The 19,977-nt window shown below is 37.2% G+C and carries 23 protein-coding genes, 2 tRNA genes and 1 pseudogene; 14 read left to right on the top strand and 12 right to left on the bottom strand.

Features of this window, described 5'->3' with window-relative positions; genetic code table 11:
* Positions 1-126: 126 nt before the first annotated feature.
* Entirely contained in the window at positions 127-390 is a 264-nt protein-coding gene (locus AC1M9D_RS10995) for a hypothetical protein (protein WP_034585555.1), read from the top strand.
* 69 nt (positions 391-459) lie between these two features.
* Here the strand turns inward: AC1M9D_RS10995 and AC1M9D_RS10990 are convergent, their stop codons facing one another.
* Positions 460-774, bottom strand: a complete 315-nt coding sequence (locus AC1M9D_RS10990; RefSeq protein ID WP_096911306.1) for a hypothetical protein — start codon at positions 772-774, stop codon at positions 460-462.
* Between the two features lie 99 nt (positions 775-873).
* Positions 874-1,203, bottom strand: a complete 330-nt coding sequence (locus tag AC1M9D_RS10985) for a DUF4236 domain-containing protein (RefSeq protein WP_104498419.1) — start codon at positions 1,201-1,203, stop codon at positions 874-876.
* A 151-nt stretch (positions 1,204-1,354) separates the two neighbouring features.
* Here AC1M9D_RS10985 and AC1M9D_RS10980 point away from each other — a divergent pair, with 151 nt between their 5' ends.
* Positions 1,355-1,945 carry a class I SAM-dependent methyltransferase gene (locus AC1M9D_RS10980; RefSeq protein ID WP_016658949.1) on the top strand — a complete coding sequence of 197 codons (591 nt, stop codon included), beginning with the start codon at positions 1,355-1,357 and terminating at the stop codon, positions 1,943-1,945.
* 2 nt (positions 1,946-1,947) lie between these two features.
* Positions 1,948-2,997: an HNH endonuclease gene (locus AC1M9D_RS10975; RefSeq protein ID WP_481612170.1), complete on the top strand. Its 1,050-nt coding sequence runs from the start codon at positions 1,948-1,950 to the stop codon at positions 2,995-2,997.
* 59 nt (positions 2,998-3,056) lie between these two features.
* Here AC1M9D_RS10975 and AC1M9D_RS10970 read toward each other — a convergent pair whose 3' ends face one another.
* Entirely contained in the window at positions 3,057-3,956 is a 900-nt protein-coding gene (locus tag AC1M9D_RS10970; protein WP_085064818.1) for a competence protein CoiA family protein, read from the bottom strand.
* A gap of 105 nt (positions 3,957-4,061) precedes the next feature.
* Between AC1M9D_RS10970 and AC1M9D_RS10965 the strand changes: the two genes are divergently transcribed.
* From AC1M9D_RS10965 to AC1M9D_RS10955, 3 genes are all read left to right on the top strand, one after another.
* On the top strand, positions 4,062-5,042 hold the full coding sequence (locus AC1M9D_RS10965; RefSeq protein ID WP_168542676.1) for a hypothetical protein: 981 nt from the start codon (positions 4,062-4,064) through the stop codon (positions 5,040-5,042).
* Between the two features lie 245 nt (positions 5,043-5,287).
* Entirely contained in the window at positions 5,288-5,680 is a 393-nt protein-coding gene (locus AC1M9D_RS10960; protein WP_225530340.1) for a (deoxy)nucleoside triphosphate pyrophosphohydrolase, read from the top strand.
* Entirely contained in the window at positions 5,677-8,568 is a 2,892-nt protein-coding gene (locus AC1M9D_RS10955; protein WP_481612169.1) for a DUF3427 domain-containing protein, read from the top strand. Before AC1M9D_RS10960 ends, AC1M9D_RS10955 begins: the two co-directional genes overlap by 4 nt.
* 130 nt (positions 8,569-8,698) lie before the next feature.
* Here AC1M9D_RS10955 and AC1M9D_RS10950 read toward each other — a convergent pair whose 3' ends face one another.
* From AC1M9D_RS10950 to AC1M9D_RS10930, 5 genes are all read right to left on the bottom strand, one after another.
* Positions 8,699-9,445 carry an ATP-binding protein gene (locus AC1M9D_RS10950; RefSeq protein ID WP_481612168.1) on the bottom strand — a complete coding sequence of 249 codons (747 nt, stop codon included), beginning with the start codon at positions 9,443-9,445 and terminating at the stop codon, positions 8,699-8,701.
* 10 nt (positions 9,446-9,455) lie between these two features.
* Positions 9,456-10,034 (bottom strand): DUF1376 domain-containing protein, encoded by a 579-nt coding sequence (locus AC1M9D_RS10945; protein ID WP_481612167.1) that lies wholly within the window; start codon positions 10,032-10,034, stop codon positions 9,456-9,458.
* 72 nt (positions 10,035-10,106) lie between these two features.
* A complete protein-coding gene (locus AC1M9D_RS10940) occupies positions 10,107-10,355 on the bottom strand; it encodes a hypothetical protein (RefSeq protein ID WP_004895356.1) in 249 nt (82 codons plus the stop codon).
* Positions 10,348-11,529, bottom strand: coding sequence for a site-specific integrase (locus tag AC1M9D_RS10935; protein ID WP_104492318.1), 1,182 nt, complete (start codon positions 11,527-11,529; stop codon positions 10,348-10,350). Before AC1M9D_RS10935 ends, AC1M9D_RS10940 begins: the two co-directional genes overlap by 8 nt.
* 19 nt (positions 11,530-11,548) lie before the next feature.
* Complete coding sequence (locus tag AC1M9D_RS10930; protein WP_000122748.1) at positions 11,549-11,758, bottom strand: hypothetical protein; 210 nt, start codon at positions 11,756-11,758, stop codon at positions 11,549-11,551.
* A 112-nt stretch (positions 11,759-11,870) separates the two neighbouring features.
* Between AC1M9D_RS10930 and AC1M9D_RS10925 the strand changes: the two genes are divergently transcribed.
* On the top strand, positions 11,871-12,098 hold the full coding sequence (locus AC1M9D_RS10925) for a helix-turn-helix domain-containing protein (RefSeq protein ID WP_005094613.1): 228 nt from the start codon (positions 11,871-11,873) through the stop codon (positions 12,096-12,098).
* A gap of 325 nt (positions 12,099-12,423) precedes the next feature.
* Here the strand turns inward: AC1M9D_RS10925 and AC1M9D_RS10920 are convergent.
* Both AC1M9D_RS10920 and AC1M9D_RS10915 read right to left on the bottom strand, forming a co-directional pair.
* Positions 12,424-12,499, bottom strand: a tRNA-Gly gene (locus AC1M9D_RS10920).
* A 46-nt stretch (positions 12,500-12,545) separates the two neighbouring features.
* Positions 12,546-12,618: transfer RNA gene (locus AC1M9D_RS10915), tRNA-Gly, on the bottom strand.
* Between the two features lie 227 nt (positions 12,619-12,845).
* On the opposite strand from AC1M9D_RS10915, the gene AC1M9D_RS10910 reads away from it, so the two are divergent.
* The 5 genes from AC1M9D_RS10910 to AC1M9D_RS10890 all read left to right on the top strand — a co-directional run bounded on the left by AC1M9D_RS10910 (position 12,846) and on the right by AC1M9D_RS10890 (position 15,704).
* Positions 12,846-13,154 (top strand): BolA family protein, encoded by a 309-nt coding sequence (locus tag AC1M9D_RS10910; protein ID WP_035268950.1) that lies wholly within the window; start codon positions 12,846-12,848, stop codon positions 13,152-13,154.
* Between the two features lie 26 nt (positions 13,155-13,180).
* A complete protein-coding gene (locus AC1M9D_RS10905) occupies positions 13,181-13,573 on the top strand; it encodes a SirB2 family protein (protein WP_481612166.1) in 393 nt (130 codons plus the stop codon).
* A 79-nt stretch (positions 13,574-13,652) separates the two neighbouring features.
* The gene (locus tag AC1M9D_RS10900) at positions 13,653-14,489 is read left to right on the top strand and encodes a ParA family protein (RefSeq protein WP_481612178.1); all 837 of its coding nucleotides are present in this window, start codon (positions 13,653-13,655) and stop codon (positions 14,487-14,489) included.
* A gap of 35 nt (positions 14,490-14,524) precedes the next feature.
* A complete protein-coding gene (locus AC1M9D_RS10895) occupies positions 14,525-14,914 on the top strand; it encodes a hypothetical protein (protein WP_481612177.1) in 390 nt (129 codons plus the stop codon).
* A gap of 199 nt (positions 14,915-15,113) precedes the next feature.
* Positions 15,114-15,704: a LysE family translocator gene (locus AC1M9D_RS10890; protein ID WP_092767920.1), complete on the top strand. Its 591-nt coding sequence runs from the start codon at positions 15,114-15,116 to the stop codon at positions 15,702-15,704.
* A 75-nt stretch (positions 15,705-15,779) separates the two neighbouring features.
* Here the strand turns inward: AC1M9D_RS10890 and AC1M9D_RS10885 are convergent, their stop codons facing one another.
* Positions 15,780-16,427 (bottom strand): DedA family protein, encoded by a 648-nt coding sequence (locus tag AC1M9D_RS10885; RefSeq protein WP_035268957.1) that lies wholly within the window; start codon positions 16,425-16,427, stop codon positions 15,780-15,782.
* A 198-nt stretch (positions 16,428-16,625) separates the two neighbouring features.
* On the opposite strand from AC1M9D_RS10885, the pseudogene AC1M9D_RS10880 reads away from it, so the two are divergent.
* Both AC1M9D_RS10880 and guaA read left to right on the top strand, forming a co-directional pair.
* A pseudogene (locus tag AC1M9D_RS10880) lies at positions 16,626-17,041 on the top strand (DoxX family protein).
* A 233-nt stretch (positions 17,042-17,274) separates the two neighbouring features.
* The gene (gene guaA / locus AC1M9D_RS10875) at positions 17,275-18,843 is read left to right on the top strand and encodes a glutamine-hydrolyzing GMP synthase (RefSeq protein ID WP_481589363.1); all 1,569 of its coding nucleotides are present in this window, start codon (positions 17,275-17,277) and stop codon (positions 18,841-18,843) included.
* Positions 18,844-18,889: 46 nt separating this feature from the next.
* Here the strand turns inward: guaA and AC1M9D_RS10870 are convergent, their stop codons facing one another.
* Positions 18,890-19,843, bottom strand: a complete 954-nt coding sequence (locus tag AC1M9D_RS10870; RefSeq protein WP_481612165.1) for a DUF2971 domain-containing protein — start codon at positions 19,841-19,843, stop codon at positions 18,890-18,892.
* Positions 19,844-19,977 lie beyond the last annotated feature (134 nt).

Raw genomic sequence — 19,977 nt, 5'->3', positions numbered from 1 at the left:
CGATCTGCCCTATATTTTGTGTATATTTACAATCTATATACAATATATTGTGATTTTTTATATTTTTATGAGTGGGGTCACAACTTATAGCAATGCTATTTATTTTAAAATTTATAAGCTCTTAAAATGGAAATTAAACAACTGAAACAGGTAGAAGTCGTTACAGATGTTGTATGTGATGTATGCAACCAATCAACGAAACTGGAGTTTGGAACTTTATCGGCGCATTGGGGCTATGGTTCTAAGCATGACGGGGAAAGATATGAATTGCAGTTATGTGAGAAATGTTTTTTTTATGCACTTGCGACATTAAAAAAAGAGCGAGCAGATGAGTTTATGTTTGATGAAAATTTTGACCCTTCAACCCTAGATGGGTTTGGGTTGAGGTGAACCTATCATCGCGATAGGTTCTAAGAATCCAGAAAATACTGATTCAGATCCACGCCAGCAGCTTCATTTTTAATGGCGAGTAAGGGATTCAGGAAAAATATTTTTCTTTGCTTCGAGGTCACTGAGTTCGGAAAATGCTTGAATACCGCCTGCGGCTTTAATTCCATCTAAAGCGACAGATAGAGCTTCCTGATCTGACGGGAATGTTTCATCCCATACCGTAGAAGTACCACTTTGGTTCACCACTTCCAGTGTCCAGTCACTATCAGGTAATCGATAAATTAGAATTTCAATTTGCTCATTATCCTCTTGTAAAACTTGAGATAAGGGAGAGTCGATTAAATCATTTTCATCATAATCCAGAGTACTGTCATGATCAGACATCAGCGGTAACCTTTATTGTATTTAACATCCTTCCATAGTAATGAATGAATTAAATTTTGCCTAGCAGTGGAGATTATGGGGTACAAAGAATGGCTAAATTTAAAAAATAATTGCCCCGACAATAAAACAAAATAATCCAAAAATCACCCAAATCCAGACATTCGATTTGGGTTTCTCAGTATGTGATGTATAGAACGATTGTTGTTCCTGAGTAGGATTTTTTTGGTTGCCAACTCTGTTCTTATAGGGCTGGTGTTTTGAATAGGATAGGCCTGTGCCAGGAATACCAACGCTGGTTCGCGTACCTTTTTTGCCAATATTTAAAGAAGCACCAGGTTTACCAATGCTTGCACTGCTGATGCCTTTATGCGTCAGATTGATTTTTAATCCAGGTAATATTTTAATACTCTTGCGAAATCTGAAGCCCATATTTTTTCCATTTACAAGAACCAGTTTGGTTTCTATCTCAGTTGTCCGGATACAGTGAAATAAGAGTTTGATTCATTCATAGGACTGATCATTTGACTTATCTAGTGAAAAATCAGTATGTTCTTTAACATAAGATATTGGCTTTTAGACAATGAATCAAACATCAAATTATTACAATCAACATGCTCAAGCATTTTTTGAAAATACCTATCAGGTTGAAATGGAAAGTCTTTACGCACCATTTCTAAGATATTTGCCGGAACAGGCATTGATCCTAGATTTGGGCTGTGGCTCGGGGCGGGACACTTTGGCATTTAAGAAAAAAGGCTATCAAGTTGAGGCAATTGATTATTCTGCCGAGCTGGTTAAAAAGGCCAGGGAGCTGACCAATATTGAAGTACGTCAGCAAAGTTTTTATGACCTAGCTGAGAATAATAAATACGATGGTATTTGGGCTTGTGCATCTCTTTTACATTGTGAAAGAGATCGCCTAACTGAAGTGCTGGGGCTTATATTCAAAGCATTAAAGCTAAATGGTGTGTGTTACATGTCTTTTAAGTATGGCAATACAGACCGTGAGATAGAGGGGCGTAGCTTTACTGACTTGAATGAACAGCAAGCTCATGACTTACTTAAGCAGATCGATCAGGCTTTACTGTTACAACAATGGATTACTGTAGATAAACGTCCAGAGCGTACAGAAGAGTGGATGAATATTTTGATTAGAAAAGTGCAGGCTTAGATATGTTATTCAGTATAGCCGAAATACCAACCCCTCAAGAACAGTTGAAATTCTTAAAGCATATTCAGCAGATTTTGCAGTCAGGGACTTTTACTTCGACATATAAGTTTGCTTTGCTGATAAGTATCACGCGTCTGGCGATTGAACAGGGGCAAGATACTGGTGCTGCCTTGCATTTAGAATATCAGGATATTGCTGAAAAGTTTATTGACTTATACTGGAAACAGTCACTGCCGTTTCAGTTTAACCAGTATGAGCCTTTTACTATTCATCAAAGCACTGGTAAGCAGGCAAAGATCATCAGTGAAATTCAGAATGCACAGCAACAATTCAAGACTTTGGCCGCGTTGAGAAAGGATGTACTTTACTGGAACAGGCTGAAGCGAACAGTTGCGACAACGGTAAAGCAAATGCCGGTAGTATATTTGCAGAATCTGAATGGTCAAACGGTAGAATTTCTCTATTGCCTTGAAGACTCCAAACAGTCCCTCAAGCTTTTACCCAAAGTGATGTATTGTTTAAGACAGTTTAGTGAAATTATTGAAGAGCTTTGCCAGAAGCGCTGGATTGATTTTGTCCGGCTGAATAAGCAGAACCTGGTTGTATTAGATGGGTTACCTGACCTAGATGAATTCATGTTTGCACCGAGTCGTAACCAACTAGGACAGGTCGCAGACTTTCTGATTGATTTGCAAGAATGCCAGTGTTTTTATTGCGGTAAAAGCCTAAAAAAATCTAAATATGCAGTGGATCATTTTATTCCATGGTCTTTATATCCTGCCGATACCGGACATAACTTTGTCCTGGCGGATGAAAAATGCAACTCACAAAAAAGTAATTATTTAGCATCACCGCAATTCTTACATCAGTGGCAGGAGCGTAATCATCTGCATGATCAATCTATTATTCGAGAGATTTCTCAATTAGGTTTTCTAACCGATCTGCAACGTTCGCATCGGGTTGCCGACTGGGCGTATAAGCAGGCAATAGAGAATGAGTATTTAGTTTGGTTGGGGGGAAAAGATAAAAAGATATTAGCCCAAGAGTATTAAAGAATTTATTTTCAATAGATATATTTAAGTACTTGAATGTAATAAAGATATAAAGCACCTTAGTAGTGCTTTATATCTTTAGGTGTGTGCATTTGTTCTAACCTTTCTAAGACGGTAGCAGAGAACGGTTGCCAATAGTTCCATGAACGATATTTTTGATCAAAACGGCCACCACCTTCATTCCGCCATTGCTTTAGAATTGCAATGATTTCGGGGTTGTAAATACAATTCACGGATAGCATTCCACTCGAAAATTTGCGAGCACGTACCCATATTCCATTGATGGTAAATTGATAATCTTCCCAAGATGAAACATTAGGAGTCGTGTTTGTTGCGAGTTGTTCAGTTGCTTCAAGTGGATTTTTAGATATTTTCCCTTCAACTCCATTTTTAATCACTTTAGGGGCTTGAGGATAAAGCCAACTTTTATGATCCAGACTTTCAAGGATCAGTTTCTTTGCTTGTTCACTTGGTATTACAAGTTCAGTCTGTAATAAGCTCGATAAATCAATCTCTAATGTATTAACGTTCATTGATTCAATGATCTTGAGTTTATTCTCATCAATAAAATGTGTGACAGCAATTTCAATAAATACTGGTTCATCATTGTAATAACAGGCTAAATCAGGACGAATTAACCCTAAGTGAAATTCAGGAATAATTTTGTCAAATGTCCACCATGCAGCTTCATTGTCTTCAGTATTTGGGACCGCAGGAAGCATTAAACCCATAGATTCTAAAATGACTTCTTTGGCGTATTTGTGTAGTACAGATTCTGGATTAATGTTACAGCTCTCCTTATTGCTGGCATGTGCAAAATGATGCTCTTTGATATCACCTTTGCGTGCAATGACAGTTTCACCGCATTCAAAACAAGTACATTTACACGCTAAGCCACGTTCAACATTTTCTATTTGGACCAGATTATTATTTTCATTGAGAGCAACATACATAGTCATGAGTACAAATCCTTTAGCAAGTTAATTTACTCTTCTACTATGACTGTGATTTAATCGCTAAAACACCGTATTAACAGGGGTAATACGGGTAAGTGGGGTGTATAAGTGACTGAAATAGAAATAAAAGTACTAAAATTATTTTATGGCTTACTAGTGAACCAGCCTACGATCAACAGGGCGTATGATTGTTTAAAGGTGTTATTTGAAAAAACAATTGAGAGTTATAAGAGTGGTTTTGAAGAGAAAGTTACTTACTCCAGGCAGCAATTGAAAGTTGCTGTTGATGGAAAATTGTCAGCGGAAAGAATGGATTCTAAAGAACTTGGAAAATGGATCAATGACTCACGATTAAATGATTTTTTAAAGTGTGTTATTCACCGGCACAGTGCAGTGTTTGATGAGCTTGGATACATCCCATTTGTAAATACAAATGATACTAAGGGTGGGAAGGGGAATGAGCGAATATATTGGTTGGAAATAAAAAAAATTACAGCTAAAGTTGATGAAGATAATCAGAGTCCTGAAGATAATATTGTTCATTATGAGCGAAATAATCCTGCCGACATTCAACTGTCGTGGTTTTATAAATTCATTTTTAAAAATGGCGAGTTAAAAAATAAGAGCTTGAGAGGACTGGTAATGATTACCGTACTCTTTGGTAGTGTGATTGGCTGGGCTATTTATGTTTTTATTTTTTCATTGGTATTGGTTAGTGATGAACAATCTTTTACATCGTTGGACTTATTTTGGATTAGTTGTCTGATTTTCTTTTCATTTATTATGTTTAAGTACTGGGCAATTCCGTTATGGAATTTACCAGAGCATCGTGTAATTAAAGCCCCTATGAGTTTTATTTCATTCGCTGAAGATCATGCTGATCTTGAAATGTATCGGGATAAAGAGAGAAATCAAATTACTCGGGTGACAAAGTTTAAAGGTACATGCCCGATATGTGCTTCTGATGTCCTCTTAAAAAGTGGGAAACCAGATCAAAAGATGCCTTTAGTGGGACGGTGCGTTGAGAGTCCTTTTGCCCATGTGTATAGTTTTGATCGTGTGACACTGAAAGGTGAGCAACTAAAATAAATCATAATTTACATGGGTAAATTGTTATATGTAAATGTGATTTTTAAAAATAAGTGGGCGATTGTACGGCCACTACATTTAAACATGAAATTTTTGAAAAGTAAGAGGGTTCGGATTGACCCCACAAACTTGATAAGAGACGGTCTTATTTTGATAGCTATTCAAAATGTTTAATTATTACAGGCCTGTCTTATCTAAGTCTTATGCTTATAGTAAGATTCTCATTTATCTAAAAAATATTGTCTATGAAAAAAATTGCTGTTGTTGCTGCCGTAATCAAACATGAAGATAAAATTTTATGTGTACAAAGAGCACCATCTAAATATGATTATATTTCTTTGAAATATGAATTTCCTGGTGGGAAAGTTGAGCAAGATGAAACGCCAGAGCAAGCAATTATTCGTGAAATTCAAGAAGAATTAAACATGGAGATTGTAGTACATTCACATCTTATTACGGTTGACTATGACTATCCTGACTTCAGTATTTCTTTGAATACATTCTTATGTCATAGCAATGATAAAAATTTACAGTTATTAGAACATGTGGATTATCAATGGTTGACTATTGATGAACTAACTATTCTCGACTGGGCAGCAGCAGATTTACCTATTGTTGATAAGTTGCAAAGAAAATGATTCTAGATGCATTGAGTAAAGGGTTAATTACAAGCTTTATTGATCAATCTTCCTATTCAGAAGATATTTATCAAACTAAGTTGGTACAAAATAATTATCCATTAGAAAAAGTGATCAATACCTTTGAAGGTGAATTAGAACATTGCACAAGGTTTTGGTTCACTACAGCTTTTTTGAGCATGAGTGGTTTTAATACACTTTATTCTTTGCTAGAGAATTTACAACGCAGGAATGTTCCTGGTCGAATTTTAGTTTCTCAGTATCTTAATTTTACTCAACCAGATGCACTAAAAAGACTAAAAAAGTTTAAGAATATTGAGGTCCGTATCGATACGAAATCTGATTTACATGCGAAAACCTACGTATTCCAGCGTGAAGATCATATAAGTGTGTTGTTAGGTAGCAGTAATTTAACTGCTAATGCATTGAGTAAAAATGAAGAGCTCAATATTTTTATTCGAGCTTTGCCTCAAAGTAAAATTATGCGAGATATGCTGCTTAAAAAAAAGACTTTATTTAATGATGCACAAGAATTGACTGATGAGTATTTAGCACAATATAGTGAAATATATCAGGCCCAAAAACAATTTGTTCAGAAACTACCACAACAGAACATAAAGCTTTCTAGTTCAATTACACCTAATTTAATGCAACAAGAAGCCTTGAGTAGTTTGGAAAAATTACGAGAGGGCAATGTTTCTAAGGCTTTACTCATCTCTGCAACAGGTACAGGAAAGACTTATCTTTCGGCTTTTGATATACGCAATTTCAAAGCAAAAAGTATGCTTTTTATTGTGCATCGAGAAAATATTCTTCTTGATGCACAACAGACTTTCAAAAATGTATTCGGGACCGATTTTAAATCTGCTATTTTTTCAGGATCTAATCGAGATATAGCTGGGTACAATAATGTTTTTGCCACTATACAGTCTTTATCTAGAGATCATCATTTAACTCAATTTTCACCAGAGGCTTTTGACTATATCGTAATAGATGAAAGTCATCGTTCAGGCTCTGCTAGCTATTTAAAAATTTTAGAATATTTCAAACCTAAATTTCTTTTAGGTATGACCGCGACTCCAGAAAGAAGCGATGGTATTGATATTTTCAAAGCATTTGATTACAACATAGCCTATGAAATTAGGCTTAAAAAAGCCATGGAATGTAATCTCATTTGCCCTTTTCACTATTTTGGAATTTCAGATTTAGAAATAGATGGAGAGCTGATTGATGATAATACTGATTTTGGTCATTTAATTAGTGATGAGCGTGCTCGAAAGATCAAAGAAGCTTCAGATAAGTTTGGTACAGATAACGGCGAATTAAGAGCCTTAGTTTTTTGTTCTAGCGTTAAAGAAGCGAAAGAGCTTGCAGGGAAAATGAATCTCTTAGGGATTCAAAGTATAGCTTTAAGTGGTGAGAATAGTACGGAACAGCGAACAGCTGCGATCGAGTCAATCAGCTCGGCAGATAATCATCGTATTGAAATGATTTTTACGGTTGATATTTTTAATGAAGGAATTGATATTCCTAAAATTAATCAAGTAATTTTTCTACGAGCAACAGAGTCATCGATTATTTATGTCCAACAATTAGGTCGTGGACTACGAAAAACTGCAACTAAAGAATACCTGACCGTTATCGATTTCATTGGCAATTATGAAAAGAACTTTCTAATCCCAATGGCTTTATTTGGTGACAGCTCATTTAATAAGGATCAATTGCGCAAATTAGTGACGAGTGGTGGTTCATTATTACCAGGTGCATCGACGATTCATTTTGATGAAATTGCTAAAGAAAAAATCTTTGCTTCGATTAATAATTCTAATTTTCAAATGAAAAAAGATTTAGTGAATGATTACAAGTTATTAAAGACTCGGCTTGGTCGTATGCCGATGATGATGGATTTTCTACAAACCGATTTGCGAGATCCATTTAGTTTTGTTAATTATGCAAAATCTTATTATTCCTTTATAAATCCGATAGAAAAAATTACACCAACTTTAAATGAGTTCGAAGAGGCGTTATTACAATTCTATGCTCTAGAAATTAACAATACAAAGCGTGTACTAGAATCATTGCTTTTAGAGAAAATTATTCAATATGATCAAGATGTAATAGAGGTCGAAACATTCCAACATGAAGTAAAGGAAAGATATCAAATCAGTGTTTCTAAAGATGATTTGGTATCCATACTTAATAATTTAAATATGGTTTTTAACCCGACTAAATATTTTAAAGATCATGGGGCAATGAGCTCTTTAGGGATAAGAAATTCTTATTTTTTTGCTTCTAATGATTTAAAGAAAGCTCTTAAAAACTCTACTTTTAAAAAATTCTTAAATGATAATGTGCAATATGCAATCAGTAAATATTTTAAAGATTTTGATATAGTTAAATTCAACCGTGGTTTTGTTTATTATGCGAAATATGGACGTAAAGATGTATTCCGTATTTTAAATTGGGAAAAAAATCAAAACCCACAAAATGTGGGTGGATATTTAGCTAGTAAAGATAAATCAAATTGCCCAATATTTGTCACCTATCATAAAGCAGATGATATTTCTGATAGTACAAAATATGAAGATAAGTTCATTGATCCGCAACATTTTCAGTGGATGTCTAAATCAAAAAGAAAAATTTCTAGTCCTGATGTTCAGGTGATTTTAAATGCACAGCAACAAGGAACATTGCTACCTTTATTCGTGAAAAAAGATGATGATGAAGGTGTTGATTTCTATTTTATCGGTTTTCTAAGTTATATCGAAGGTAGTGCACAAGAGACTTTAATGCAAACAGATGCTGGTCCTGTTTCTGTTGTTAAAATTGATTTTAGAATAAATAAGCCTGTTGAAAATGGATTATATAAATATCTTGTAAATATATGATATGTATAGTTCAAACTTAATAGGATATTGATTGTGGAAACCGAGAGTTATCTGCTGGGTTAGATGTTCTGAATCTTTAGAAAGAAAGCCAATTATCTCGGAAGATAATTGGCTTGAGCAAAGAGTTTGGCTATCCGCTTATTCGTCGGTCATCCCAATAACACGGCACTACAATCAAATGGTTCTCATGTAACCGAGACCATAATCGGACACCTAAATCCCGCTGCATATTTTGGACTGTAAAATTGGAAATCAGAAGGGTAGATTTCATATTGTCATAACGACTATATAAGACTTTATGCACCATCTCCAGGCGTTTTTCATGCCGGTCATGCAGGCCATATTCATCAATCACCAATAAATCAAAGCTGGAGAAATGGTCGATGACTTCCTTTTCAGAGCGTGAAGCATCTGACCAAGTGTCCATCATTTTTTGAGCAATTTCTGCACTGGTATAGTAGCGTGCAGATTTTGTACTGTTATGCAGAATGTTGCGAATAATTGATGCACTCAGATGGGTTTTACCTGTACCTGGTGTACCAATCATCAACATGTTCGGGTTGTGGTCAGAAATAATCTGCTGTGCAAAGGCCTGACATAGTTTGATGGTATTGTCTTGTGCAGGGCATGCAACTACATAATTCTTGAAGCCACGATCCAGGTAGCGTTTATTGAGCCCTGAGTTTTTGATTTTCTGTTGTAGCAATCGCTGTTGCAACTCATCTGCATAGGCTGCATGTGAGTGATGGACGGTTTCTTTGGCACACAATTTACATAGCTTGTGACCAGCGATTTCCATCAGGGGTATATGATGGATAGGGCAAAGTGTTTCCGTTGTTTCTGTGCGAAACTGGAGCGTTTTAAGCATGGTATTCATGATCACTCTCCTAAATCCATTTGGAATTTTCTAAAAAATCCTCATTTTTTTCTTCAAAATTTGAAGATGAAGATGAAGATGAAGATGAAGATGAAGATGAAGATGAAGATGAAGATGAAGATGAAGATGAAGATGAAGGGCATGGTTCAAGCATGACTTGAGTAATACTCGGGTTCTTCTCAGGAGCTGCTTGAGCATTTACTTTTCGTTGCTTGGCTGATGCTTGAGCATTACTTGCGGATTTCCCCCAACGTGCTTGAGCTGCATTTTTAGCTTTATCAGATTTCATTTGCTGATTTTGCAATGCCTGGCTTTTTAAACTGGTTAAAAAACTTGAATGAATCTCCTCAGACTCGACTTCAAACAATTCCAGAGCCATCAGCGTATTCAACAAAGTTTTAGCCTTGGTGTGCTGAGGTAATTTCGTGATGCTACATACAGTAGCTAGGTCATGAGGGATGGCACCATTTTTCCAGAAATCCATCATTAACAGCAGTGCCGCACCAATTTGTTCTGCCGTCATTCGTGCAAATTTTGCCTGTAGGTCGCCAATATAGAGTGGCATCCAAATTGAAATATCTTTATGCATGTGTTCACCTTTTTATAGATATAGAGGGGCTAAGGTCATCGATTGGATGACCTTCTGTCTGTGTTTGTTTTATTAGTGAGCGAGACTCATTAAGCGGAGACGGGCCTGTTGGGCCAAGTCATCGTAATGGGCTTGCCCTTCATCCAGCATTCGCTGTAACCAGAGTCTCAACGCCTGGTGATCATCGAAGCATTTATTGATTTCCAGCAAAAAGGCCAGATTGTGCAGTTTGGGAATGTGTAGCTCATGGATTAATTCACGAGCGACCATATCTGCTTCAGGGCTGACGACCACACCACCAAAGAAAGCTTTACTATTCATGTGCAAGCTCCTCTGTATTTAGTTTTTCCAGCATGGCTTCAAATGCACTGCCATCGCGGCGCGTAACATTGGGGATGTAACGGCTATAGACCCGGAATAGCATTTCAGTCGTTGAATGTCCCAATTGACGTGCGATCCATTCCGGATTTTCTCCTGCCGACAGCCAAAGAGTTGCTGCTGTATGACGTGTTTGATAGGCTCTTCTAGGCTTTAATCCTAGAAAGCGCAAGATTGGATGCCAGACACGTTTATTCACCAGACGATAATCTAGAGGTCCACCATCACGATTGCAGAAAACAAACTCTGATTTACCATTATTTAAGCTTTTCTGTTGCAGAAAGGCTTGGTAAACCCGGTCATTCATCTGGATCGTGCGGTCAGAACCATAAGTTTTGGTTCCACCAAGCACACCGTTCACTAATGCTTCTCTGATGTGGATTTCACGACGCTGTAAGTCAATATTTTTCCATTGCAGACCATCGATTTCACTAGTACGCATACCCGTAAAAAAGCGAATGGTGTAATAGGGGCGGAAGTCTTCACGCACTGTGGTAAGAATTTTATGCACCTCTTCCAGAGAAAAAGGTGTGACTTCAATCTTGCTTTCCTTCAGATTGTTAATATTTTTATAAGGCGACTCAAACTCGTATCGTTCAGCCGCATCATTGAGTATCATACGTAAAGGCGTCATGATTTGATTGATCCTCGATGCTTTCAGACTTGTTTGATCTTTTCCGTGTGTCACTTTGGCGAGAGAGGCACGGAAGTTCAGCAAGTCTGACTTCTTGATTTTCGAGAGAACCTGATTACCAAAAGCAGGAATCAAATAGTTTTTGATCACAATTGAAACCTTTTGCTGATATGAGGTTCTCCATTCAACTTGTTTCTGCTTAAACCACAATTCAGTAAACTCTTTAAAAAGAGGAACTTTGGTCTGTACAGCAATTTGCTGACTTCTTTTTTCCTTAAACTCCTCAACACGGTTACTTTTTGGAAAGTACTTTTCGTATTCAAAAGTTCCCAAAGTAATTTCAGCTTCAAGCTGTTCGAGACGTTTTTTCAAAATGCGTCGGTTATAAGCATTGTCTTCAAGATTGGTTGTCTCTCTACAACGAATGCCCATGTAGCGAAAGTCGGCAATCAGTTTGCCACTTCGTTCCCGGATGGTAGCCATCAGTTAAACCTCCTAAGCCTTATTGCAAGGCATCCATGCTTAAACCGGTGAATTTAAGCATTTCAGTTTCAATGCGTTCCCAAACAAAAAGAATTTTTCGACCACCAAAAGGACGGATGTAGTGAACACCTTCAATAAAGACACTGTCCTTCAGTTGGTTGCGGATAGTACGAGCGTCGTACTGGATTTTTTCAGCCAGTTGCTGGGCTGTGAGATAGGTATATGACATAATAGAGCCTCATATTTTTTACTAGGTAACTAGGAAAAATTATTCCTAAGACATAAATTATCATATTTTTATGTTGTTGCAAGTACTTTTTATGATTTAACTAGGAAATTTTATGATTATCTCAAACTTGGCGGTTTTATTAGCAGAAAGGAAACTTAAGGTTGCTGATTTGGTGAGAAGTACTGGAATTAATAAATCTACTTTGCATAAACTTTATAATGATGAATCTGTACGGATTGATTTTGAAACCATTGATAAAATTTGTATTGCATTAGATGTAGAAGTGGGCGATTTATTGATTTTTAAGAAAATTGATAATAATCAAAATGATAATAGCTAGTTTGGTCACAAATGGTCACATCAAAAAGTGAAATGGTCACAAATCTTTGATCGTTTGGTAAAAAACACTTTGTTTGGAAGAGAACAGGGTGATTTTTTGCTTTCAAAAAAGCTCTGAAAGTGATGATCGATTGAGGACATTTAAGGTCAATTGAGGCCATTTTTATTGTCGTGGGCACGCCATGGTCACATCTTGGTCACAAAATACAAATTACATTAAGAATATTTTTTATTGAATCGAATAACAAAGGAAGAAGGTTTTTTAAAAAACATAATAAAATCAACATAAAAAAAGCCCCCATCTTTCGATGAGGGCTTTTTGAATCTGGAGCGGGAAAGGAGACTCGAACTCCCGACCCCAACCTTGGCAAGGTTATGCTCTACCAACTGAGCTATTCCCGCGGAGTCTATCAATTTTTTAAGTGAAAAAACTGAATAAAAAATTTTGAGCGGGAAAGGAGACTCGAACTCCCGACCCCAACCTTGGCAAGGTTATGCTCTACCAACTGAGCTATTCCCGCATGCCGTGTATAATACAGCATGAAAAATCAGGGTCAACAACTTTATAAAAAAATATCGTGTGATTGAATAAAATTAAAGCATTTCAATGTATTTCGCTTAATTTTTGATAGGTCTTAAGCTCAACATCAAAGCGCATCTATCCAATGGCTGTGTGGTTTATTTACTTTTTATTCTAAAACTTCACGGTATACTGCTGGCAACCAATGAATGCGTGTGGAATGTAAGCATGACTTTAGAGCAACAATTAATTGAACGTTTACAACAATTGTCTCCTGTGCACTTAGATGTGGTGAATGAGTCATCAGGTCATGGTGGCTATTTCCCTGGTAAAGAATCGCATTTTAAAGTCACTGTTGTAAGTGAAGTGTTTCAAGGCTTACGTTTAGTACAACGCCATCAAAAAGTATATGCACTGGCGGGTGACCTATTGAGTCCAGGAAAGATTCATGCTTTGGCGATTCATGCTTATGTGCCAACTGAATGGACTGGTCAAGCGCCAAATAGTCCTGAATGTGCACATGCACCGAAAGCTTAAATTTTAAAAGTAGGAGAGTGGCTGAAATGGATACACACTTAGTCATTAAAATCGTGCATATGTCGAGTTTGCTCTTGTTGATTATTGCTGTATTAGCACGTGCGATAACTTTATATTTTGGCGTCGAAAATCAACAACCCAATCCGAAAGGACGTAAGGCTTATGTTGCGCTTCAACATTTGGCATTTACTTTGGTCATTGGGACAGGCTTGATTTTATTGTTTTTGAATAATTTTCAAGTTCAACCTTGGTTCTATGCCAAAGTGGTCTTGGTGATCGTGATGTTATCTTCATTAATTAAAGCCTATCGCCAAGATGCGTCTGTACTGTTAATTCAACGTCGTGCGGGGGTATTGATTAGTTGTGTCGCATTTATGGCCATTATCGGCATTGTGATGATTAAGCCAACTTTCGGTTAATTGTTAGACACAATCGCTTAGGCTCTCACCCCTCTAGGTTAAACTTGATTCATAGAGTGAATTGAGCCTAGAGGGAATGATGCGTACACGTGTGGTGTTTAATCAAAAAGGTGGCGTTGGTAAATCCAGTATTACAGTAAACTTGGCTGCACTGAGTGCACATCAGGGTTTTAAGACGCTTGTCATTGACCTCGATCCTCAGGCCAATTCTAGTCAGTATCTATTGGGGGATGATGCGACTTATAATGCCGACAAACCTGCACTAGAACCCAATATTGAAAATTTTTTCGAAGATGTATTGGCGAATCAGTCCAGCAAAGGTTTGATTGGTCAAGCCATTGGAAATTTACTCAAAAATAAAAATAAAGGCTTAGAAGCCTATATACATCAGTCACCATTCCCATCTCTCGATGTTTTGCCTGCAAGTCCCTCGCTTGGTGCTTTAGAGCATAGCCTCGAATCCAAACATAAAATTTATAAGCTGCGTGATGCGATTCAACATCTAGCAGGGACTTATGATCGGATCTATATCGATACACCGCCTGCATTTAATTTTTTTACTTTGTCGGCATTAATTGCAGCAGACCGAGTGTTGATTCCATTTGATTGTGATGTCTTTTCTAAGCGTGCTTTAAACACGTTGATCGAAAACATCATGGAAACCCAAGATGATCATAATGATCGCTTGGAAATTGAAGGTATCGTCGTTAACCAGTTTCAAGCGCAAGCAAAACTTCCTCGTGAAGTGGTCCAGCAGCTCAGAGATGAGCAACTACCTGTGCTCAATGCGATGGTGCCACCGTCGGTATTGATGAAAGAGTCTCATCATAAAAATATGCCGTTAATCTATTTAAATACAGATCATAAATTGACGCAGGCCTACCAATCATTGTTCAATGAAATCGAGAATAAATAAGATTTGAGAAGAGTATGAACTCACGCGCGATGAAAATGGTCATGCAACTTGGTGCAGTCGGTACGGTTGCTGTATTGATGACTGCTTGTGCGACGACGGTTAAACCGAGTTATGTTTCCCCGACGCAATATCAAGCATTGAACTGTGTACAACTTGGTGCTGAATTCAATCGTATTCAACAGTACATCAATAATGGTGTACAACCGCCTAAACGTACAGGTGTTGGCGTTGGTCTAGGTGTTGGTGGTGGCTGGGGCCGTGGCGGTTGGGGCTTTGGTCCTTCAGTTTCCGTCAATATGGGACAGTCATCGAATACTAAAAATACTGAATTGTCTCGATTATATGGTGAGCAAGATGCGATCTCACAAGCGGCAACATTTAAAAATTGTCCTTATGTTCCTAAGCGTCAACAGCAAGCTCAGTAATTTAAAAGGGCTGTTCAATCTGAGCTTGAGCAGCTTTTTTTTAGCAAAATGTTTCAATGTAAATTTATTAAAATCAACTCTTTAGAAAATTATTAACTGAAAATAGACGCGACATTCATCATTCTTTCACTTTAAAAACTTGTCTTTAAATTCGTTTTTCGTTTAAGGTGTGCCTCCTCTAAATCTCCGATTTTAATCTATGGTAGAAAGTTGGCTTTATATTTTTGCAGTGTTCGCGGTATTACTTATTCCCGGTCCAACCAATGCATTATTGGCTAGCGCAGCACATCACCATGGCGTATTAAAAGCATTCTATTTCGTACCTCTTGAATTACTGGGTTATATCTACGGCATTAGCATTTGGGCACTGTTGGTGCATTTAACCCTACCAATTTGGCCGATGCTGATTCATATCTTACATTTGGTGAGTGCAGTTTATGTGATTTGGATGGCTTTTCATTTATGGAAAGCTTCACATCTTAAGCAATTGAGCCAAAAAAACATTCGAATGAGTCGTAGTCATCTTTTTAAATCGACTCTGAAAAATCCAAAATCTATTTTGTTTGCAGTTGGTATTTTTCCAGCATGGACTTGGGATTCTTTTCAAAACTATTTTTTAGTTTTGGGTGTATTCACCTTATGTTTAATTCCATGTGCTTTATTTTGGATGTATTTTGGTCGTAAAGTCTTGGCAGGGAATCAGACGGTGGTCAGCGCAGATCGCTTATACAAAGGTTCTGCCATGTTACTTATGCTCAGTATGTTACCTGTCATTATTGGATTTTTCTAAGCTATTTAATATTTTGTAGTGATAAAAAAAGCAGATTCTTGGTGGAGAATCTGCTTTTTTTGAAGCCTAAGATCATTACATCATTTCGGGATTTTTCTTTGGGAAAAACTTGTGGCGAATAAAGCCAATGATCCCCGGCAATACGCTCAGAATAATGATTCCGAAAATTAAATGGGTGAAATTATCTTTCACGATCGGCATATTACCGAATAAATAACCCAAGGTGATAAACGAAGAAATCCACAAGAAAGCACCAACGACATTGTAAGTAATGAAGTATTTGTAGTTCATGCTTCCTGCACCAGCGACGAAGGGTGCAAATGTACGTGCGAATGGGACAAAACGCGCAAAAATAATGGTTTTACCACCGTGTTTTTCGAAGAATTTTTGCGTATAAACCAAATGTTTTTTATTGATAAATCGAGATTCAATCTCAAAAACGCGTGGTCCGATATATTTTCCAATATGATAATTTAAGGTATCACCCAATACTGCCGCAGTGAATAACAACACGCCCAAGAGCCACGGATCCATTGCACCTGTTGAGGCTGCTAAAGCACCTGCTGCAAACAGTAAACTGTCCCCGGGTAGAAAAGGCATGACCACCAAGCCCGTTTCTACGAAAATAATCAGGAATAAAATTCCGTAAATCCAAATGCCATAATTGGTAATAAATTCAAGTAGATGATCATCTACATGCAGAATAAAATCGATTAAATCCATGAGGGGTGAACTGAGCAAAAATGTGTTCAAATGCTAACAGCCATCGGCGCTGATGTCAGTAGTCAATTGATTTAAATTATAGGTGAATTATTGTTCTGATTATGCAACGCTGATTCTTTATATTGATTATTTATCCTAAAAATAAAAGCTACTAATCTAAGGTCATTACCAAAAACAAAACATAGATAGGTCAACCCAATGTTTAATCCAAATCAAGTGATTCAAAAAATTGTTGCTCAACCGATAGTGCATGCAACTTTAACCCTCGTCGCACGTGTCCTTTTAGCATATATCTTTATCGTGGCGGGGTGGGGCAAACTCGCAGGTTATACGCGACAGTTGGATATATGGAAGCGATGGGTGTACCAGGTGCATTATTGCCAATAACCATTTTGGTTGAACTGGGTGGAGGCTTAGCACTGTTGTTTGGGGTGCAAGCACGATTATTCGCAGCAGCTTTAGCTGGTTTCAGTTTAGTTACCGCATTTCTTTTTCATGGTACACCTGAAGATTCGATACATTTCATGAAAAACTTTGCTATGGCGGGTGGTCTAATCTTTCTCGTATTGCATGGTGCAGGTCAATGGAGTGTGGATCAGCGTTTTGAAAAATAAATGACGAATACGCAATGCAGGTGAAATGAGAGAATTATTCGCCTGCTGCATCGTGATTTGAATGTAACGCCAAAGCTTGTATGATCAAAGCAATCGACTGAAATTGTTGAATAAAAAGACAATATTTAATAATAATGTATTGAAATATAGAGAGATTTGAATAGTGTGCGTAAGCTTAATAAAAATGATAGAATAGCGCGCTAATCCTTCGTTAGCCTTTCATAGTTGTTATCATGACTACCAATACTCAAATTACCGAAGATCGTATCCTGATTTTGGATTTCGGCTCTCAATATAGCCAATTGATCGCACGTCGTGTACGTGAATCAGGCGTATATTCTGAAATGTATGCTTTTGATATGTCGGAAGAGGACATCCGCGCATTTAATCCAAAAGGGATTATTCTTTCAGGTGGTCCTGAGAGTGTTCACGTTGAAGGCAGCCCACGTGCGCCAGAAGTTGTGTTTAACTTAGGCGTACCAGTATTGGGTATTTGTTACGGTTTACAAACGATGTCTGCTCAGTTGGGCGGTAAAGTTGAGCCGGGTACAGTTCATGAGTTTGGTTATGCTGAAGTCGATATTAAAGTACGTGATGCTTTAATTGGCGATCTTGAAGATTCAGCAGACAAATTGAAAGTATGGATGAGTCATGGCGATAAAGTGACTCAAATTCCAGAAGGTTTCCAAATTACTGCAAGTACACCAAGCTGCCCAGTGGCAATGGTGTCTGACGAAGCTCGTCGTTTCTACGGTATCCAGTTCCACCCTGAAGTAACCCATACTGCTAAAGGTAAAGAGTTACTTGAGAACTTTGTACAAAAGATCTGTGGTTGCCGTAGCCTATGGAACTCTGAAAACATCATTGATTTGCGTGTTGAACAATTACGTGAACAGATTGGTGATCAGAAGGTTCTTCTTGGTCTTTCAGGTGGTGTAGATTCATCTGTTGTGGCTGCATTGCTTCACAAAGCAATTGGCGATCAATTGACATGTGTATTCGTTGACAATGGTCTTCTTCGTTTAAATGAAGGGGATCAAGTGATGGAAATGTTTGCGAAAAACATGGGTATCCGTGTGATTCGTGCTGATGCTGAACAACGTTTCCTTGATGCTTTGGCAGGTGAGGTTGATCCTGAAGCAAAACGCAAAATCATTGGTCGTGAGTTCATCGAAGTATTTGCTGAAGAAGCACGTAAGCTTGATGGTGTAAACTTCCTTGCGCAAGGTACGATTTATCCTGATGTGATTGAATCTGCTGCAAGCAAACAAGGTAAAGCGCATGTGATTAAATCACACCATAACGTGGGTGGTTTACCAGAAGATCTCGCTTTTGAATTGGTTGAGCCAATTCGTGATTTATTTAAAGATGAAGTACGCCGTTTAGGTACGACTTTAGGTTTACCATTTGAGATGCTTTATCGTCACCCATTCCCAGGACCAGGTCTTGGTGTTCGTATCTTGGGTGAAGTGAAGAAAGAGTATGCTGACATTCTTCGTTTAGCCGATGACATCTTCATGCAAGAACTTCGTGCAAGTGGTTGGTATGATAAAACTGCACAAGCATTCGCTGTATTCCAACCAGTAAAATCTGTGGGTGTAGTCGGTGATGGTCGTCGTTATGCATGGGTGATTGCACTTCGTGCGGTTGAAACGGTTGACTTTATGACGGCTCGTTTCGCACATCTTCCTTATGATCTTGTTGATAAAATTTCGACGCGTATTATGAACGAGATTGCAGAAGTTTCACGTGTTGTTTATGACGTATCGTCTAAACCACCAGCTACGATTGAATGGGAATAATTTCCTGACGGAAATTATTTAAAAAAGGACGCTATTGCGTCCTTTTTTATAAATCGCATAATTCTAATTGGTCAAAATTTTCTAATTCACCATATTTAACTTGATTAAATTTTAAGTGTGATAATTCAGGATTTTTTTTGACAACTTGGATTATGGTATCGATTTCTTTTTCAGTAATATCCCATCCGAAGGTTAATGATTTAAAACATGGAAAGGGAATTTTTTTAAGATAAATATTATTGGGCTTAATTACATCATGATCTAATAACTTAAAAATTATCCTATATTCATTTTCAATTGCCCATCGCTCATTTTTTGTCAAAAGTAAGCGTTCAAAAAAATCTTGCTGATCAATATTGAGAAAATAATAATTTGATATTTCATCAAAATTTTTAAATTTATCTGGAATGGTAATACCATTGATTCGTATGACTCCTTCATAATATGAAATAGAAGCTCTTCTAGAATTTTTATATACAATTTTTTGAGGATTGTACTTCTTAAAAAAGGGATGATTGGAATCAAATGAAACAGCCAAACCTTTACCATGTTGACCGTAGCGTATCCACATTTCTTGGTTTATTAGTGAGTTAGTCAGAGAAAAAATGCCTATATAGCTATTTAGTATTCCCAATAAATTCGTATTTATGTGCTTAATAAAATTTATAGCTTGGAAGCGATCATATTCCTCCATCGTATTAAAACTATCAAACTCGTCAAAACTCCTCAAGCTTGGAGATTCATCAATACTGTATCTTTGACCTGAAGGTAATAAGTAGTGTTTTATTAGAAATTCATCTGTTACATTTGGTCCATCATAAAATATTGAACCCTGATATTTTTTATAAGCAACCTTGAGATCAGCGTCAGAAAAGATGTTGAAAAATGGTGTAAAAACACCTTCACCTGACGGATCATTTAAGTATTGAGGTTGCGTAATTCTGAAAAGTCCATTTTCTAAAAACTCTATTCTATCCGTTGGTAGATATTTAACAAACATGAAGTTACGCCTGTAAAGTTACTTCTAAATTTTATAAATTATTTCTCTGTACACGACAAATTTCACAGAACCCTTATCCTATCAGGATTCTGCTTTCTTAAAATTGCCAAAATTTCCTTAAACTCTTCTTTTTT

The organism is Acinetobacter sp. ANC_7682, assembly GCF_056779795.1.
The sequence above is the reverse complement of the archived record's forward strand: the minus strand, read 5'-3'. Positions and strand labels throughout refer to the sequence as shown.

Bases quoted from the DNA above. Each gene is read 5' to 3' on its own strand.
- AC1M9D_RS10895 (WP_481612177.1), top strand. From the start codon at position 14,525: ATGGTCATGCAACTTGGTGCAGTCGGTACGGTTGCTGTATTGATGACT.
- AC1M9D_RS10990 (WP_096911306.1), bottom strand. From the start codon at position 774: ATGTCTGATCATGACAGTACTCTGGATTATGATGAAAATGATTTAATC.
- AC1M9D_RS10945 (WP_481612167.1), bottom strand. From the start codon at position 10,034: ATGCATAAAGATATTTCAATTTGGATGCCACTCTATATTGGCGACCTA.
- AC1M9D_RS10900 (WP_481612178.1), top strand. From the start codon at position 13,653: ATGCGTACACGTGTGGTGTTTAATCAAAAAGGTGGCGTTGGTAAATCC.
- AC1M9D_RS10975 (WP_481612170.1), top strand. From the start codon at position 1,948: ATGTTATTCAGTATAGCCGAAATACCAACCCCTCAAGAACAGTTGAAA.
- AC1M9D_RS10890 (WP_092767920.1), top strand. From the start codon at position 15,114: ATGGTAGAAAGTTGGCTTTATATTTTTGCAGTGTTCGCGGTATTACTT.
- AC1M9D_RS10910 (WP_035268950.1), top strand. From the start codon at position 12,846: ATGACTTTAGAGCAACAATTAATTGAACGTTTACAACAATTGTCTCCT.
- AC1M9D_RS10905 (WP_481612166.1), top strand. From the start codon at position 13,181: ATGGATACACACTTAGTCATTAAAATCGTGCATATGTCGAGTTTGCTC.
- AC1M9D_RS10995 (WP_034585555.1), top strand. From the start codon at position 127: ATGGAAATTAAACAACTGAAACAGGTAGAAGTCGTTACAGATGTTGTA.
- AC1M9D_RS10970 (WP_085064818.1), bottom strand. From the start codon at position 3,956: ATGACTATGTATGTTGCTCTCAATGAAAATAATAATCTGGTCCAAATA.
- AC1M9D_RS10985 (WP_104498419.1), bottom strand. From the start codon at position 1,203: ATGGGCTTCAGATTTCGCAAGAGTATTAAAATATTACCTGGATTAAAA.
- AC1M9D_RS10940 (WP_004895356.1), bottom strand. From the start codon at position 10,355: ATGAATAGTAAAGCTTTCTTTGGTGGTGTGGTCGTCAGCCCTGAAGCA.
- AC1M9D_RS10885 (WP_035268957.1), bottom strand. From the start codon at position 16,427: ATGGATTTAATCGATTTTATTCTGCATGTAGATGATCATCTACTTGAA.
- AC1M9D_RS10955 (WP_481612169.1), top strand. From the start codon at position 5,677: ATGATTCTAGATGCATTGAGTAAAGGGTTAATTACAAGCTTTATTGAT.
- AC1M9D_RS10930 (WP_000122748.1), bottom strand. From the start codon at position 11,758: ATGTCATATACCTATCTCACAGCCCAGCAACTGGCTGAAAAAATCCAG.
- AC1M9D_RS10935 (WP_104492318.1), bottom strand. From the start codon at position 11,529: ATGGCTACCATCCGGGAACGAAGTGGCAAACTGATTGCCGACTTTCGC.
- AC1M9D_RS10870 (WP_481612165.1), bottom strand. From the start codon at position 19,843: ATGTTTGTTAAATATCTACCAACGGATAGAATAGAGTTTTTAGAAAAT.
- AC1M9D_RS10960 (WP_225530340.1), top strand. From the start codon at position 5,288: ATGAAAAAAATTGCTGTTGTTGCTGCCGTAATCAAACATGAAGATAAA.
- AC1M9D_RS10925 (WP_005094613.1), top strand. From the start codon at position 11,871: ATGATTATCTCAAACTTGGCGGTTTTATTAGCAGAAAGGAAACTTAAG.
- AC1M9D_RS10950 (WP_481612168.1), bottom strand. From the start codon at position 9,445: ATGAATACCATGCTTAAAACGCTCCAGTTTCGCACAGAAACAACGGAA.
- guaA (WP_481589363.1), top strand. From the start codon at position 17,275: ATGACTACCAATACTCAAATTACCGAAGATCGTATCCTGATTTTGGAT.
- AC1M9D_RS10980 (WP_016658949.1), top strand. From the start codon at position 1,355: ATGAATCAAACATCAAATTATTACAATCAACATGCTCAAGCATTTTTT.